Below are 15212 nucleotides of genomic sequence, written 5' to 3' on the forward strand. Positions count from 1 at the left end.
GGCGGGATTCGGACGGGGCGCTGAGGCGGGAATGTACTTGACAGCGCGATGGCACTCCGTCAGATTCGGCCCCGAACATAGGACGTCCCACGTCCTAATTGCCCTGCTATCCAGAAGGCTGGGTGTCGATGAGTCTTCCGGCTCCCCTTACCGGTGTCGTTCCGCCCCTGTGCACCCCGCTCACGCCCGCGGGCGAGGTCGACATCTCTTCCCTCGCCGCGCTCGCCGAGCGGCTGATCGACGCGGGGGTGAGCGCGCTGTTCGCGCTCGGCTCCAGCGGAGAGGCCGCCTATCTGAACGACCGAAGCCGCGTCACGGCCCTCAAGGCGGTCATCGAGGCCGTGGACGGCCGGGTGCCCGTCCTCGCGGGGGCGATCGACATGACCACCGCGCGGGTCCTCGAGCACGCCCGTACGGCGGCGGAGCTGGGCGCGGACGCGGTCGTGGCCACCGCGCCCTTCTATACCCGCACCCATCCCCTGGAGATCGCCGACCACTTCCGGCGGCTGCGCGACGGGGTGGACGTGCCGCTGTTCGCGTACGACATCCCGGTCTCCGTCCACTCCAAGCTGACGCCCTCGATCCTGCTTCCGCTGGCCGCCGACGCCACCCTGGCGGGGATCAAGGACAGCAGCGGGGACGACGGGGCGCTGCGGCGGATGCTCGTCGAGGTCCGCCGTCGCGGCCTCGACGACTCCTTCACCGTGCTCACCGGCTCCGAACTGTCGGTGGACGGCGCCCTGCTGGCGGGGGCCCATGGTGTCGTCCCGGGGCTGGCCAACGTCGATCCGGCCGGGTTCGTCCGGCTGTACGAGCACGCGCGCGCGGGGCGCTGGGAGCAGGCGGCCGCCGAACAGGACCGGCTGGCCGCGCTCTTCGCGATCACCGACGCCGGGGACCCGGCGCTGATGGGCGGCAGTTCGGCGGGGCTGGGCGGCTTCAAGGCCGCGCTGCGGCTGCTGGGCGTGATCGACTGCGCGGACACCGCCGCGCCCCAGGTGCCGCTGGGCGAGGCGGCCGTCAAGACCGTACGTCAACTCCTGGAGGAGGGAGGGCTGTTGCCGTGACCGAAGCCACCACGGTGCCCTGGTACCGAGAGGTCTCGCGGGGCCAGTGGAAGTCCATGTTCGCCGCCTGGATCGGCTATCTGCTCGACGGTTTCGACTTCGTACTGATCACGCTCGTCCTGACCGAGATAGCCGACGAATTCGACCTGAGCACGGCGTCGGCGGCGAGCCTGATCTCGGGCGCCTTCATCACCCGCTGGCTCGGCGGGGCGGTGCTGGGCGCGCTGGGCGACCGCTACGGCCGTAAGGCCGCCATGATCGTCAGCATTCTGCTCTACTCGCTCGGCACCTTCGCCTGTGGGTTCTCCTGGAACTACATCAGCATGTTCACGGCCCGCCTAGTGATTGGCATGGGCATGGCTGGTGAGTACAGTGCCAGCGCCACCTATGTCCTGGAGAGCTGGCCCGCGCGGCTGCGCAACCGCGCCTCCGGCTTCCTCATCTCGGGCTACTCGGGCGGCACCATCATCGCCTCCGAGCTCTACAAGTGGGTGGTGCCCCACTGGGGCTGGCGCTGGATGTTCTGGATCGGTGTGCTGCCGGTGCTGGTCGCGCTGTGGGTGCGGCGCGCGCTTCCGGAGGCCGGGGACTGGCACGAGGAGGTGGCGACGGCGAAGGCGCGGCCGAACCCCTTCGGGCCGCTGTTCGCCGGACGCTCCCGAGCCAGTGTCAACACGGCGCTTGCCGTGGCCGCGAGCGTCGCGCTGTTCCTGGTCTTCACCCCGCTGGGCGCGGGCTGGCGCTGGCCGCTGTCGCTCCTGGCGGCGGGGTGTCTGCTCGCCTTCGCGGCCCAGCTCGGCGGACGGCGCCGCTGGCCGCTATATGTGGCCCTGACCTGCACCGTCTTCTGCGCGTTCCTCTATAGCTGGCCGATCCAGGCGCTGCTGCCCACCTATCTGAAGGAGCAGCTCGGGTACACCCCGTCCGAGGTCACCGATGTGATGTTCTACGCCGGGTTCGGGACGATGGCCGGCTGCTGGCTGGCGGGATTCGCGGGCGACTGGCTCGGCACCCGGCGTGCCTACGTCTACACCCTGCTCGCCTCGCTGGCCTTCGTCTTCCCGGTGTTCGCGGTGCAGGACACCCTGGTCGGGCTCGGCGTGCTGCTGTTCTTCCTGCTCGCGCTGAGCCAGGGGATCTCCGGCATCCTGCCGAAGTACATCGCGGGTCACTTCCCGACCCAAACGCGGGCGGCCTCGCTCGGCTTCGTCTACAACACCGGGGCGCTCGGCGGCGCGGTGGCGCCGGTGCTCGGCGCCCATCTGGCCGAGGGCATGTCCCTCGGACGGGCGCTGGCGGTGCTCACCTTCGGGCTGACGCTGGTGGTGATCGTGCTGATCGGCTCCGATCTGCCGCGCCGGCTGGGCCGGCTCACCGATCCGGCGGGCGACGAGGACCATCTGGTGCCCGAACAGCCGCTGTCGATGGCGGGGCCCGGTATGGAGAAGACCTGACCCGGAGGGCCGGTCGGCGCCACACCCGGCCCGCCGTGTCGCCGCAGAGGCCAAACCCGCTTGCCGGGCAAGGAGCTTGGTTGTCCACAGGCCCATGAGAGGGCTTGTGGAATACGGGACGCGTTCTTAGCATCGGCGGTGTTACAGCGGTGGTGTCACACGATTGGGGGACGGCATGACGGTGGCGGCGGAGGACGGGGCGAGGGCGGCCGGTCCGCTGGCCGGAGTGCGAGTGGTGGAGCTCGCGGGGATCGGGCCGGGTCCGTTCGCCGCCATGGTCCTCGCCGACCTCGGCGCCGATGTCGTCCGCGTCGACCGCCCCGGAGGCGCCGGCGGCCTGCGGATCGACCCGGACCACGACCTCACCAACCGGAACAAGCGCTCGGTGCTCCTTGACCTGAAGGCCGACGGGAGCGTGGCCACCGTGCTCGACCTCGTGGAGCGCGCCGACATCCTCATCGAGGGCTACCGCCCGGGGGTCACCGAGAAGCTGGGCCTCGGCCCGGAGGACTGCCTGGCCCGCAACCCCCGGCTGGTCTACGGCCGGATGACCGGCTGGGGGCAGGAGGGCCCGCTCGCCCGGACCGCCGGCCATGACATCGGCTATATCGCCGTCACCGGCGCCCTCAGCATGATCGGCGCCGCCGACGGCCCGCCCATCGCCCCCGCCAACCTCCTGGGGGACTACGCGGGAGGCTCGCTCTATCTCGTCATCGGCGTCCTGGCCGCCCTGCAGCACGCCCGCGCGGGCGGCCCCGGCCAGGTCGTGGACGCCGCGATCGTCGACGGCACCGCCCATCTGACCTCCGCCATCCACGGCATGATGGCCGCCGGGGGCTGGCGGGATCAGCGCGGCACCAATCTCCTCGACGGCGGCTGCCCCTTCTACGGCACCTATGAGACCGCCGATGGCGGCTATATGGCGGTCGGGCCCCTGGAGCGCAAGTTCTACGCGGAGTTCATCGAGCTGCTGGGCATCGCCGACCAGGCCCCGGCCCGCGATGACTTCGACAGTTGGGCCGCGCTGCGCGCCGCCATCGCCGACCGCTTCAAGCAGCGCGACCGCGAGGAGTGGACCGCCGTCTTCAGCGCCTCGGACGCCTGCGTCGCCCCCGTGCTGTCGCTGCGCGAGGCCCCGGCCCATCCGCACCTCGCCGCCCGCTCCACCTTCGTCGACCACGGCGGGATCACCCAGCCCGCGCCCGCCCCGCGCTTCTCCGCCACCCCGGGCGCGGTGCGCCGCGCTCCCGTCCGGCCCGGGGCGGACACCGCCGAGGTGGCCCGCGACTGGGGAGTCACCTCGCTCGTCGAGGGAAACCCGGCATGAACGTCATGAATGTCATGAACGGCATGAACATCTTGAACGTCCTGAACCCCCGTCCGCTTCCCGCCGGTCCCCTGAGCCGTCACCGCCCCCACCCTCCCCTGAAAGGCCGCTGACGTGAGCACCGAAGCGTATGTGTACGACGCCATCCGCACCCCGCGCGGGCGCGGTAAGGCCGACGGTGCCCTGCACGGCACCAAGCCCGTCGACCTGGTGGTGGGCCTGATCCAGGAGATGCGGCGGCGGTTCCCCGAGCTGGACCCGGCGGCGATCGACGACGTGGTCCTCGGCGTCGTCAGCCCGCTGGGCGACCAGGGCTCCGACATCGCCAAGATCGCGGCCATCGCGGCCGGGCTCCCGGACACGGTCGCGGGCGTCCAGGAGAACCGCTTCTGTGCCTCGGGCCTGGAGGCCGTCAACCTGGCGGCGGCCAAGATCCGTTCCGGCTGGGAGGACCTGGTGCTCGCGGGCGGCGTCGAGTCGATGTCACGCGTGAAGATGGGCTCCGACGGCGGCGCCTGGTTCGCGGACCCGATGACCAACTACGAGACCGGTTTCGTACCGCAGGGCATCGGGGCCGACCTCATCGCCACCACCGGCGGCTACAGCCGCCATGACGTGGACAGCTTCGCCGCGCTCTCCCAGGAGCGGGCCGCTCGGGCCTGGAAGGAAGGGTACTTCGACCGCTCCGTGGTCCCGGTCCGCGACCGCAGCGGGCTGACCGTCCTCGACCGGGACGAGCACATCCGCCCCGGCACCACCGCCGAGACCCTGGCGAGCCTGAAGCCGTCGTTCGCCACCATCGGCGAGGCGGGCGGCTTCGACGCGGTGGCGCTGCAGAAGTACCACTGGATCGAGGCGATCGACCATGTCCACCACGCCGGGAACTCCTCGGGCATGGTGGACGGCGCCGCCCTGGTCGCCATCGGCAACCGCGAGGTCGGCGATCGCTTCGGGCTGACCCCGCGCGCCCGGATCGTCTCCGCCGCCGTCTCCGGCGCCGACCCCACCATCATGCTCACCGGCCCGGCTCCGGCCACCCGTAAGGCGCTCACCAAGGCCGGGCTGGCCATCGACGACATCGATCTGGTCGAGATCAACGAGGCGTTCGCGGCGGTGGTGCTGCGCTTCGTGGACGACATGGGGCTGAGCATGGACAAGGTCAACGTCAACGGCGGCGCGATCGCGATGGGCCATCCGCTGGGCGCGACCGGCGCGATGATCCTCGGCACGGTGATCGACGAGCTGGAGCGGCGTGACGGGCGGTTCGGGCTGGTGACGCTGTGCGTGGGAGGCGGAATGGGCATCGCGACGGTGGTCGAGCGGCTCTAGGGGGTGACCGACGGATCGTGACGCCTGCGGCGGGCCGCTCCCCTCCCCGCCCCTTCCCGGCACCTGACGATGTGCGGCTCCGCCGCGTGCGGGGCTCCGCCCCAGGCCCCGGGGTCCTGAGATCCGCCGGACGCCCTCGTAGAGCCGAGCGGCTCTCAGGACGCCGCCGTTCCCTCTCCTTCCCGCCCCCTCCCCGCGCCCCTCCCCTTCGCCCTGGAGACCTCAGATGAACCACCCCACCACCGCCTCGACCATCCGCTGGGAGCAGGACGACGAGGGCGTCGTCACCCTGGTGCTCGACGACCCCGACCAGTCCGCCAACACCATGAACGCCGCGTTCATCGACTCCCTCGACGCGATCGCCGACCGCGTCGAGGCCGAGCGGGACGCCATCCGCGGCATCATCGTCACCTCCGCCAAGAAGACCTTCTTCGCCGGCGGCGACCTCAACGACCTCCTCCAGATCGGGCCCGACCAGGCCCAGGAGGTCTACGAGAAGAACCTCCGCATCAAGCGCGGGCTGCGCCGGATCGAGACCCTCGGCAAGCCCGTGGTCGCCGCGATCAACGGCGCGGCGCTCGGCGGCGGGCTGGAGATCGCGCTCTCCTGCCACCACCGCATCGCCCTCGACGCCCCCGGGTCCCGTATGGGCTTCCCCGAGGTCACCCTGGGCCTGCTCCCGGGCAGCGGGGGCGTCGCCCGAACCGTACGGCTGCTCGGCGTCACCGACGCGCTGCTCAAGTGGCTGCTCCAGGGGGCGCGGTACAGCCCCCGGCGCGCCCAGGAGGCGGGGCTGGTGCAGGAGGTCGTGGCCACCCCTGAGGAGATGCTGGCCCAGGCTCGGGCGTTCATCGACGCCCACCCCGAGTCGGCACAGCCCTGGGAGGAGAAGGACTACCGGATCCCGGGCGGCACCCCGGCGCAGCCGAAGTTCGCCGTCAATCTCCCCGCCTTCCCCGCCAATCTGCGCAAGCAGCTCGGCGGCGCGCCCTACCCGGCGCAGCGCAATATCCTGGCCGCCGCCGTCGAGGGGTCCCAGGTGGACTTCGAGACCGCGCAGACCATCGAGGCCCGGTACTTCACCGAGCTGGTCGTCGGCCAGACCGCCAAGAACATGATCCAGGCGTTCTTCTTCGATCTGCAGGCGGTCAACTCCGGGGCCAACCGGCCCCAGGGGATCGAGCCCGGTCGGGTCCGTAAGGTCGCGGTGCTGGGCGCCGGGATGATGGGCGCGGGCATCGCGTACGCATGCGCCAAGGCGGGCATCGAGGTCGTCCTCAAGGACGTGTCCGCGGAGGCCGCCGCCAAGGGCAAGGCGTATGCCGAGGGACTGCTGGCCAAGGCGCTCACCAAGGGCCGGACCGCCGAGGCCGAGCGGGACGAGCTGCTGGCCCGGATCACCCCGACCGGTGATCTCGCCGACCTCGAGGGGTGTGACGCGGTCATCGAGGCGGTCTTCGAGGACCCGGCGCTCAAGCACAAGGTGTTCCAGGAGATCGAGAGCGTCGTCGCCCCGGACGCGCTGCTGTGCTCCAACACCTCCACCCTCCCCATCACCCTGCTCGCCGAGGGGGTGCAGCGCGCCGACGACTTCATCGGACTGCACTTCTTCTCGCCCGTCGACAAGATGCCGCTGGTCGAGATCATCAAGGGCGAGCGCACCGGCGACAAGGCGCTGGCCCGCGCCTTCGATCTGGTGCGGCAGATCAACAAGACCCCGATCGTGGTCAATGACTCCCGCGGCTTCTTCACCTCCCGCGTCATCGGCCACTTCCTCAACGAGGGCGTGGCGATGGTGGGGGAGGGCGTCGATCCGGCTTCCGTGGAACAGGCCGCGGCCCAGGCCGGATATCCGGCCAAGGTGCTCTCCCTGATGGACGAGCTGACCCTGACCCTGCCGCGCAAGATCCGCGAGGAGACGCGCCGGGCGACCGAGGAGGCGGGCGGCGAGTGGCGGCCGCATCCGGCCGACGCGGTGCTCGACCGCATGGTGGAGGAGTTCGGGCGCCCCGGCCGCAGTGGCGGCGCGGGCTTCTACGACTACGACGAGACGACCGGCAAGCGGATCCGGCTGTGGCCGGGGCTGCGGGAGCACTTTGGGCGGGGTGGGTCTGGGGGGTCCGGTGGTTCGGGTGGGTCTGGTGGTTCGGGTGGGTCCGGTGGCGAGGGCACTCGCGTCCCCCTTGAGGACATGATGGAGCGGATGCTCTTCTGTGAGGCCATCGACACGGTGCGGCTGCTGGAGGAGGGCGTGCTGACCTCCGTCGCCGACGCCAACATCGGCTCCATCCTCGGCATCGGCTTCCCCGGCTGGACGGGCGGGGTGCTGCAGTACATCAACGGATACGAGGGCGGCGTGGCCGGTTTCGTGGCGCGTGCACGGGAGCTGGAGGCGGCGTACGGGGAGCGGTTCGCCCCGACGGCGCTGCTGCTGGAGAAGGCCGAGCGGGGGGAGCGCTTCACGGACTAGGGGGTCGTCCGGGGGATCTTTCCCCTCCCCGCCCCTTCCCGCAACCGGGGCCCGGCCCCGGTCCCCGCCGGGGCTCTGCCCCTGGGCCCTGCTCCTCAAGCGCCGGAGGGGCTGGATTGCGTCCGGCCCCGGCCTCCGGCTGGGCTCTGCCCCTGGGCCCTGCTCCTCAAGCGCCGGAGGGGCTGGATTGCGTCCGGCCCCGGTCCCCGCCGGGGCTCTGCCCCTGGGCCCCGCTCCTCTAACGCCGGAGGGGCTGGATTGCGTTGCCCCCGGCCTCCGGCTGGGCCCTGCCCCTGGGCCCCGCTCCTCAATCGCCGGAGGGGCTGCATTGACGGGCCGGGCCCAGGCGGCGTTCGAGTCGCCCGGCCACCCCTGGGCACCGCTCTCGGGTGATGTCCAGGAAGGCCGCCAGCACGGGGGAGCGGTCCTGGGCTCGGAACGACATCACCAGTTCCGGCAACTCCACCCGCGGGCTCACCTCGCACACCCGGACGTCCGGCCGCGCCGCCACCCGCAGACACGCCGGGCCGAGCCCCACCCCGACCCCGCACGAGGCCAGCCCGATGATGGTGTGCGCATCCCACGCCTCGGTGACGCCACCGGCCCGCTCGGGCGCCTCGGTGCCCTCGTCCAGCAGTGTGGTCAGCCAGGCGGCGACCGTCGGCTCCTCGTCCGCGGGCGCCACGATCAGATGCTGCCCCCTGAGCTGCTCGACGCTCACCTTGGACTGCCCGGCGAACGGATGGGCGGCGCCGACGACCGCCACCAGATGGTCCCGGCCGACCGTGACCGACACCAGATCCTCGGCACCCGCGCCCCGGGGCGCACCGCGCCCGATGGCGATGTCCAGCTCGCCCGCGAGCAGCGCCGCCGTGGACCGGCGCGTCGACATCTCCTGCAGCCCCAGCCGCACCTCGGGGCGGTCCCGGATGAACTGGCTCAGCACGGACGGCAGCAGTTCCAGCAGCGCCGAGCCGATGAAGCCGAGCCGCAGCCGCCCCGTCTCGCCCCGGGCGGCCCGGCCCGCGTCCGATACGGCGGCCGACATCTCGGCCAGTGCCCGGCGAGCCCTGGCCAGGAACGCCTCACCCGCGGCGGTCGGGAACACCCCACGCGCCGTACGGTCGAAGAGCCGCGCGCCCAGCTCCCGCTCCAGCGCCGCGATCTGCTGGGACAGCGGAGGCTGCGCGATCCCGAGGGCGGCGGCCGCCCGTCCGAAGTGCTGATGCTCGGCCACCGCCAGGGCGTACCGCAGATGTCGTGACTCCATCGGACCCAGGATATCCGAGCCGATATTCAAGAGATATCGGCGGCGGGGTTGTCAGATATGGCGGTGGATAACGCCGGGCCGTGGCGGTGGACTGTCCTCCATGAGTGCCATGAGCCCCCCGACGCCCTCGGGCGATTCCCACCCCGTGAGCGATGCCCACCCCGGCCTCGCCCCCTCCGGCACCGTGTTCGTGCTGGTCCACGGCGCCTGGCACGCCTCCTGGCAGTGGGCGTCCACCCAGCGCGCCCTGGCCCGGCTCGGCGCGGCGAGCCTCGCCGTCGATCTGCCCGGGCACGGCTTCGAGGCACCGTTGCCCTCGGGCCACCACCTCCCCGGCCAGCCGGGTTTCGCCACCGAGAAGTCGGCGCTGGCCGGGCTGACCCTGGAGGAGTGCGCCGGGGCCGTCGTCGCCGCGCTGCGATCGGTGCGCCGGTATCCGAAGGTCGCCCTGGTCTCGCACAGCGCCGGTGGCGCCTCGGCGTCCCTGGCCGCGGAGCGGGCCCCCGAGCTCGTCGACGAGCTGATCCATCTGTCGTCCTTCGTCCCCGCCGGGCGCCCCCGCTTCGCCGACTATCTGGCGGCCCCCGAGCAGACCGCGACCGTACGGGGGCAGGGGCTGATGCTGGGCGACCCGGAGGCCATCGGCGCGTTCCGGATCAATCCGTTCTCGGCCGATCCGGCGTACGTGGAGGAGCTGCGGCTGACCTACTACCACGATGTCCCGGCCGGGTCCTTCGCCCGCTGGTACCACGCCCTGAGCCCGGATCTGCCCTTCGCGGTGCCGACCACTCCGATCGCCCTGACCCGGGAGCGGTGGGGCCGGATCCCGCGCACCTTCATCCGGTGCACCGAGGACTGGGCGTGCACCCCCGCGATGCAGGATCTGATGATCGCGGAGGCCGACGCGGCCATGCCGGACCAGCCCTTCACCGTGCGGTCGCTGCCGGGCAGCCATTCGCCGTTCGCCGCCCGCCCCGAGGAGCTCGCCGCCGCGCTCACCGGCGGCGAATGACCACCACCGGTGCCCCGGGGCGGCCGGTCACCGCGCCGCCCCGGGCCCGCTCAGCCCACTTCACAGTCGCCCGCAGCCCGCAGCCCGCAGCCCGCAGCCTGCGCCCGAGGCCTGCGCCTGCAGTCCGCGCCCGAGGCCTGCGCCTGCAGTCCGCGCCCGAGGCCCGCGCCCGAGGCCCGCGCCCGAGGCCCGCGCCCGAGGCCTGCGCCTGCAGTCCGCGCCTGCAGCCTGCGCCCGAGGCCCGTGCCTGCAGTCCGCGCCTGCAGCCTGCGCCCGAGGCCCGTGCCTGCAGTCCGCGCCTGCAGCCTGCGCCCGAGGCCCGTGCCTGCAGTCCGCGCCTGCAGCCTGCGCCCGAGGCCTGCGCCTGCAGTCCGCGCCTGCAGCCTGCGCCCGAGGCCTGCGCCTGCAGTCCGCGCCCGAGGCCCGCGCCCGAGGCCCGCGCCCGAGGCCCGCGCCCGAGGCCCGCGCCCGCAGTCCGCGCCTGCAGTCCACGCTCGCAGCCCGCTGCACACTCCGCCGCTCAGTCCGCGTCCTGCCCGTACCAGGCCCGCAGCTCGTGCTTCATCGACCGCTGGAACGCGATCACCAGGGCCTCCACCACCAGCGGCTGCATATCGGCCGACAGCGACTTCTTCGCCCGCACCCGCTCCGGTCCGCTCCCGGACTCGTGATCGCGCTCGGGCCCCCACACGTCCCGGAACAGCCGGCTGAGCTCGCGCGCCGCGGAGCGGGTGTGTTCCAGGACGACCGTATGGGCCGTGCGTATCGTCTCCATCTCGATCGGCACGTCCAGCAGCCGCAGCCCCAGAGGGAGCACCTTGGGGTCGATCCGGAAGCGGTCCGGGTCGGCGGTGCGCTCCAAGGCGTCCAGTGCGGCCAGCCGGTCGATGTCCTCGTCCGTGAGTTCCCGCCCGGCCCGCCGGTCCAACTGTTCGCGGGTCGTCTCCTCGGGGGCGTCCGGGCCCCAGGAGGCGACCAGGGCCCGGTGGAGCGCCAGATCGTCCTCGCTCAGATCCGGTGGCAATTGCCTCAAATAGCGCTCGATGGCGGACAGGGTCATGCCGTGGCGCTGCAACTGTTCGATCAGCGCGAGCCGGGAGAGGTGCTCGGGGCCGTAGTGGCCGACCCGGCGCGGGCCGAGCACCGGCGGCGGAAGCAGTCCGCGGGTGCTGTAGAAGCGCACGGTGCGCACCGTCACCCCGGCGCGGGCCGCCAGTTCATCGACGGTGAGGGTGGGTTCCTCGGTGCCGGGGGTGGTCATCGCCCGTGCCTCGCTCTCCGCGTCGTCCTGCTCCGTCGGGCCGCTGCCCGATCGGGTGCATCAGTATTGCTGTCGCAGCACCGCTGTGAAACCTTCCGCCGCCACTGGCTCAACACCGGGATCAGCACGACCTGTTGACGATCTCTTTACCGATGAATAGCGTGCCTCGCTGTTCAGCTGTGTTGGTTTTCTTCCGAATCTGTGAGGTGGGGTCGGATTGAGCTCGGAACGCGGCAGATATGGGATACGGCGACTGATCGGGGCGGTGCTCGCCATGACCACCGCTGTCGGCCTCGGTCTCACGGCCGCGGACACGGCCGTCGGGAGGTCGTCGGACGCGGGCAAGTTCCCCGCCGATGTGCATACGTACCTCGAGGACCCGGAGCGGACCGGCGAGGGCCAGGAACCCCCGCACACCCGGCTGCGGCCGGACGGGCCCGACCGCGCGGCCTGGGAGCGCAGCCTGGACGGATCCTGGCGGTTCGCGATGGCCGACCGGCCGGAGGACGCCCCGAGCGGCTTCTGGAAGGACGGCTACGACGCCTCGGCGTGGCAGCGCGTCCAGGTCCCGCACACCTGGCAGACCGACGACCTCGACCATCCGGTGTTCCGCAACGTCCAGAGCGAGGTGGCGCCGGACGATCCGCCCAAGGTGCCCCGTGACACCAATCCGACCGGGGCGTACGTCCGGGACATCACGGTACCCCGGAACTGGGACGGGCGCCGGCAGGTGATCCGCTTCGACGGGGTCACCTCCGGCTGGTTCCTGTGGATCAACGGCCACTACGTCGGCTACGACCAGGGCGGCTATGTCCCCGCCGAGTTCGATGTGACCGACTATCTGCGTCCCGGCGCCACCAACCGGATCGCCGTCCAGGTGCACCGCTGGAGCGCGGGATCGTATCTGGAGGACTACGACCAGTGGCGCTACGCGGGCATCTTCCGCTCCGTATCGCTGTACTCCACGCCCACGACCCGCATGGAGGACGCGTACGTCACCACCGATCTCGACGCCTCCTACCGGGACGCCACGCTGCGCACCGAAGTGGACATCGCGCGCACCGGAAGCGACAAGAGCGGACCCCATCACGTCACCGGTGTGCTCTACGACCCCAAGGGGCGTGAGGTACGGCGGCTGACGGCCGAGGAGAACGCCGGGAAGGCCGAGCTGACCGGGCAGATCGCCAACCCGGCCAAATGGTCCGACGAGACGCCGAACCTCTATGCGCTGGTGCTCACCCTGCGCGATCCGGGCGGCAAGGCGATCCAGTCCGTGCGCCAGAGCGTCGGATTCCGTGAGATCGAGGTCAAGGACAAGCAGCTCACGCTCAACGGCAAGCGCATCCTGATCCGCGGCGTCAACCGCGCCGAAACCGACCCGACCACCGGGCGCCATGCCACCCGCGCCCGGATGGAACAGGACGTCCGGCTGATGAAGCGGCTGAACGTGAACGCGATCCGCACCTCCCACTACCCCTCGGACCCGTATCTCTACGAACTCGCCGACCGCGAGGGCATCCTGATCGACGACGAGATGGAGGTCGAGACCCACAGCCACGAGAACTGCCCGGACGACTGCCTGGCCGAGCGCCCCGAATGGCAGAAGGCGTTCCTGGAGCGTCACCAGGGCATGGTGGAGCGCGACAAGAACCACCCCAGCGTCATCATGTGGGACACCGGAAACGAGGCCGGGCTGGGCAAGGCGCACTACGCGATGGCGAAGTGGACCCGGGCGAACGAGCCCACCCGCCCGCTCTACCACCAGTCCAACAGCCCCGACGGCGACGCGCCCTACGCGGACATCGCCGGACCCCGCTACCCGACCCCGGCTTCCCTCGAAGCCAAGGCCAAGACCTTCACCAAGCCCATCGTGATGGGCGAGTACGCCCACGCCATGGGCAACAGCCTCGGCAACTTCCGCGAGTTCTGGGAGGTGATGCGCGCCTACCCGAATGCCCAGGGCGGCTTCATCTGGGACTGGGCCGAGCAGAACATCCGGCGTCCGCTGATCACCACCCCCGACTCCTCCGGCAACGACATCGCCGCCTCACTCTCCGGCAAGCCCAAGGTGGTCGACGGGTACGGCGGGAAGGGCAAGGCGCTGTATCTGTCCGGGCTGGACGACTTCGTCGAGATCTACCGCGATCCGAAGCTCGACCTCACCGGTACCGCCGTCACCCTCGACGCCCGCGTCAAACCGGCCGAGCCCTGGACCGGGGACTTCACCATCGTCAGCAAGGGCGACCAGTACGTCCTGCGGATGAAGGACAAGGACACCCTCGAATTCACCATCACCAGCGGCGGCAAGCCCCGTACCGTCACCGCCCCCGTGCCCGACGGCTGGACCGGCGCCTGGCACCGGGTCACCGGCACCTACGACGGCACCGCGCTGCGCCTCTATGCCGACGGTAAGGAGCTCGCCGAGACCGCGTGGAGCGGCCGTATCGACTACACCGGCTTCGACCTCGGCGTCGGCCGGAACAACGACACCATGGAGGACGGCTGGACCGGCCGGACCGCCAAGGGCACCATCGACCAGGTCCGGGTCTACGACACCGCGCTCGGCGCGGAGCCGCTCGCCCAGGACCAGGACCCCCGGGGCGACGCCCTGATCGCGCTCGACTTCGACGACTTCACCCGTAAGGGCAGCTACCTCTCCTACGGGCTCTATGAATCCGGTGTGGACGGCCTGGTCACCGCCGACCGCGACCCGGAGCCGGAGACCGCCCAGCTCGCCTGGGTGCAGGCCCCGATCCGGATCACCGACCCGGGCGGTGAGGGCGCCCGCACCGGCAAGGTGAAGGTCACCAATGAGCGCGCCTTCACCGGCACCGAGGATCTCGCCCTGCGCTGGACGGTGACCGAGGGCGCGCGGACCGTCGCGAGCGGCACCCGCGCCCTGGACGTCGGGCCCGGCGAGAGCGCCACGGTCCGGCTCCCGGCCCCGCCCGCCAACCCCGGGGGCTATGAGCGCCATCTGACCGTGCGGGCCGTCACGGCGCACTCCACCGACTGGGCCAAGGCCGGGCATGTGGTGTCCTTCGGCCAGTTCGCGGTCGGTGGCGACAAGGTGCCCGAGCCCGCTCCCGCCCCGGCCGCAGGCGGGCGAGCCAAGGCCGTCGAGCGCGGCGACACCGTGCGGGTCGGCGGCGAGGACTTCCAGTACACCTTCGGCAAGAAGGAGGGCACGCTCACCTCGATGCGCGTGGCGGGCCGCGAACTGCTCCGCTCCGGCCCCGAACTGGACGCCTGGCGCGCCCCGATCAGCAATGAGCGCTCCGACTGGGGCACCGCCGAGGGCAAGCGCTGGCGGACCCTGGGCCTTGACCGGCTGCGCACCACCGTCGACGGGGTCGAGGTGACCCCCGGCGACGACGGCACGGTCACCGTCACCGTCCGCTCCACGGCCGCCGCGCCCGATGTGACCGGCGCGTCCTTCGACCAGACCGTGGCCTACCGGGTCGACGGCGCGGGCCAGGTCCGGATCCGGCATCAGGTCGAGGCGCGCGGCGACTTCCGCACCCTGTCCTATCTGCCCAGGATCGGTCTCCAGCTCAAGGTGCCCGAGCGGTACGGCACCTTCCGGTGGTACGGGCGCGGACCGGTGGAGAACTTCAACGACCGTAAGGACGGCACGCCCATGGGCGTCTGGTCCTCCTCGGTCGAGGACCAGTACGTCGAGTATCTGAAGCCCCAGGACCACGGCAACCACGACGATGTGCGCTGGGCGTCCCTCACCGACCGCGGCGGTGCCGGACTGCTGGTCTCCGGCGATCTGGAGACGGGCGCCGGCGCGTACGACGAACTCGACCGCGCCGCCTATCCGCACTTCCTCAAGCGCAACGACGGCTGGAACACCCTGCACGCCGACCACGCCGTCACCGGCGCCGGCGACACCCCCAACCCGGTGCGCGACCAGTACCGGGTGAAGGCCGACAGCGCCTATGACTACACGCTCACCCTGCGCCCGCTCAGCGGCGGCGCGGGGGCGCACACTGGAACAGAAGGGAAGTAACCGCACC

Annotated in this window: 9 protein-coding genes; 7 read left to right on the plus strand and 2 right to left on the minus strand. The window is 71.7% G+C overall.

Annotated elements, in window-relative coordinates; genetic code table 11:
* Nucleotides 1-128: 128 nt before the first annotated feature.
* From STRVI_RS12590 to STRVI_RS12610, 5 genes are all read left to right on the plus strand, one after another.
* Nucleotides 129-1067: a dihydrodipicolinate synthase family protein gene (locus STRVI_RS12590; RefSeq protein WP_014056023.1), complete on the plus strand. Its 939-nt coding sequence runs from the start codon at nucleotides 129-131 to the stop codon at nucleotides 1065-1067.
* Nucleotides 1064-2521, plus strand: a complete 1458-nt coding sequence (locus STRVI_RS12595; RefSeq protein WP_014056024.1) for a sialate:H+ symport family MFS transporter — start codon at nucleotides 1064-1066, stop codon at nucleotides 2519-2521. The genes STRVI_RS12590 and STRVI_RS12595 overlap by 4 nt, the downstream gene beginning before the upstream one ends.
* Nucleotides 2522-2696: 175 nt before the next feature.
* The gene (locus tag STRVI_RS12600) at nucleotides 2697-3848 is read left to right on the plus strand and encodes a CaiB/BaiF CoA transferase family protein (RefSeq protein ID WP_014056025.1); all 1152 of its coding nucleotides are present in this window, start codon (nucleotides 2697-2699) and stop codon (nucleotides 3846-3848) included.
* 114 nt (nucleotides 3849-3962) lie between these two features.
* Entirely contained in the window at nucleotides 3963-5177 is a 1215-nt protein-coding gene (locus STRVI_RS12605) for an acetyl-CoA C-acetyltransferase (RefSeq protein WP_014056027.1), read from the plus strand.
* A 226-nt stretch (nucleotides 5178-5403) separates the two neighbouring features.
* Nucleotides 5404-7647, plus strand: a complete 2244-nt coding sequence (locus STRVI_RS12610) for a 3-hydroxyacyl-CoA dehydrogenase NAD-binding domain-containing protein (RefSeq protein WP_014056028.1) — start codon at nucleotides 5404-5406, stop codon at nucleotides 7645-7647.
* Nucleotides 7648-7954: 307 nt separating this feature from the next.
* Here STRVI_RS12610 and STRVI_RS12615 read toward each other — a convergent pair whose 3' ends face one another.
* Nucleotides 7955-8917: a LysR family transcriptional regulator gene (locus tag STRVI_RS12615; RefSeq protein WP_014056029.1), complete on the minus strand. Its 963-nt coding sequence runs from the start codon at nucleotides 8915-8917 to the stop codon at nucleotides 7955-7957.
* A 109-nt stretch (nucleotides 8918-9026) separates the two neighbouring features.
* On the opposite strand from STRVI_RS12615, the gene STRVI_RS12620 reads away from it, so the two are divergent.
* Complete coding sequence (locus STRVI_RS12620; RefSeq protein WP_050993656.1) at nucleotides 9027-9929, plus strand: alpha/beta fold hydrolase; 903 nt, start codon at nucleotides 9027-9029, stop codon at nucleotides 9927-9929.
* 520 nt (nucleotides 9930-10449) lie between these two features.
* Here STRVI_RS12620 and STRVI_RS12625 read toward each other — a convergent pair.
* The gene (locus STRVI_RS12625) at nucleotides 10450-11190 is read right to left on the minus strand and encodes a MerR family transcriptional regulator (RefSeq protein WP_014056031.1); all 741 of its coding nucleotides are present in this window, start codon (nucleotides 11188-11190) and stop codon (nucleotides 10450-10452) included.
* 274 nt (nucleotides 11191-11464) lie between these two features.
* Here STRVI_RS12625 and STRVI_RS12630 point away from each other — a divergent pair, with 274 nt between their 5' ends.
* Nucleotides 11465-15205 (plus strand): glycoside hydrolase family 2 TIM barrel-domain containing protein, encoded by a 3741-nt coding sequence (locus STRVI_RS12630; RefSeq protein ID WP_014056032.1) that lies wholly within the window; start codon nucleotides 11465-11467, stop codon nucleotides 15203-15205.
* Nucleotides 15206-15212: the final 7 nt, after the last annotated feature.

The organism is Streptomyces violaceusniger Tu 4113 (assembly GCF_000147815.2).
Lineage (GTDB): Bacteria > Actinomycetota > Actinomycetes > Streptomycetales > Streptomycetaceae > Streptomyces > Streptomyces violaceusniger_A.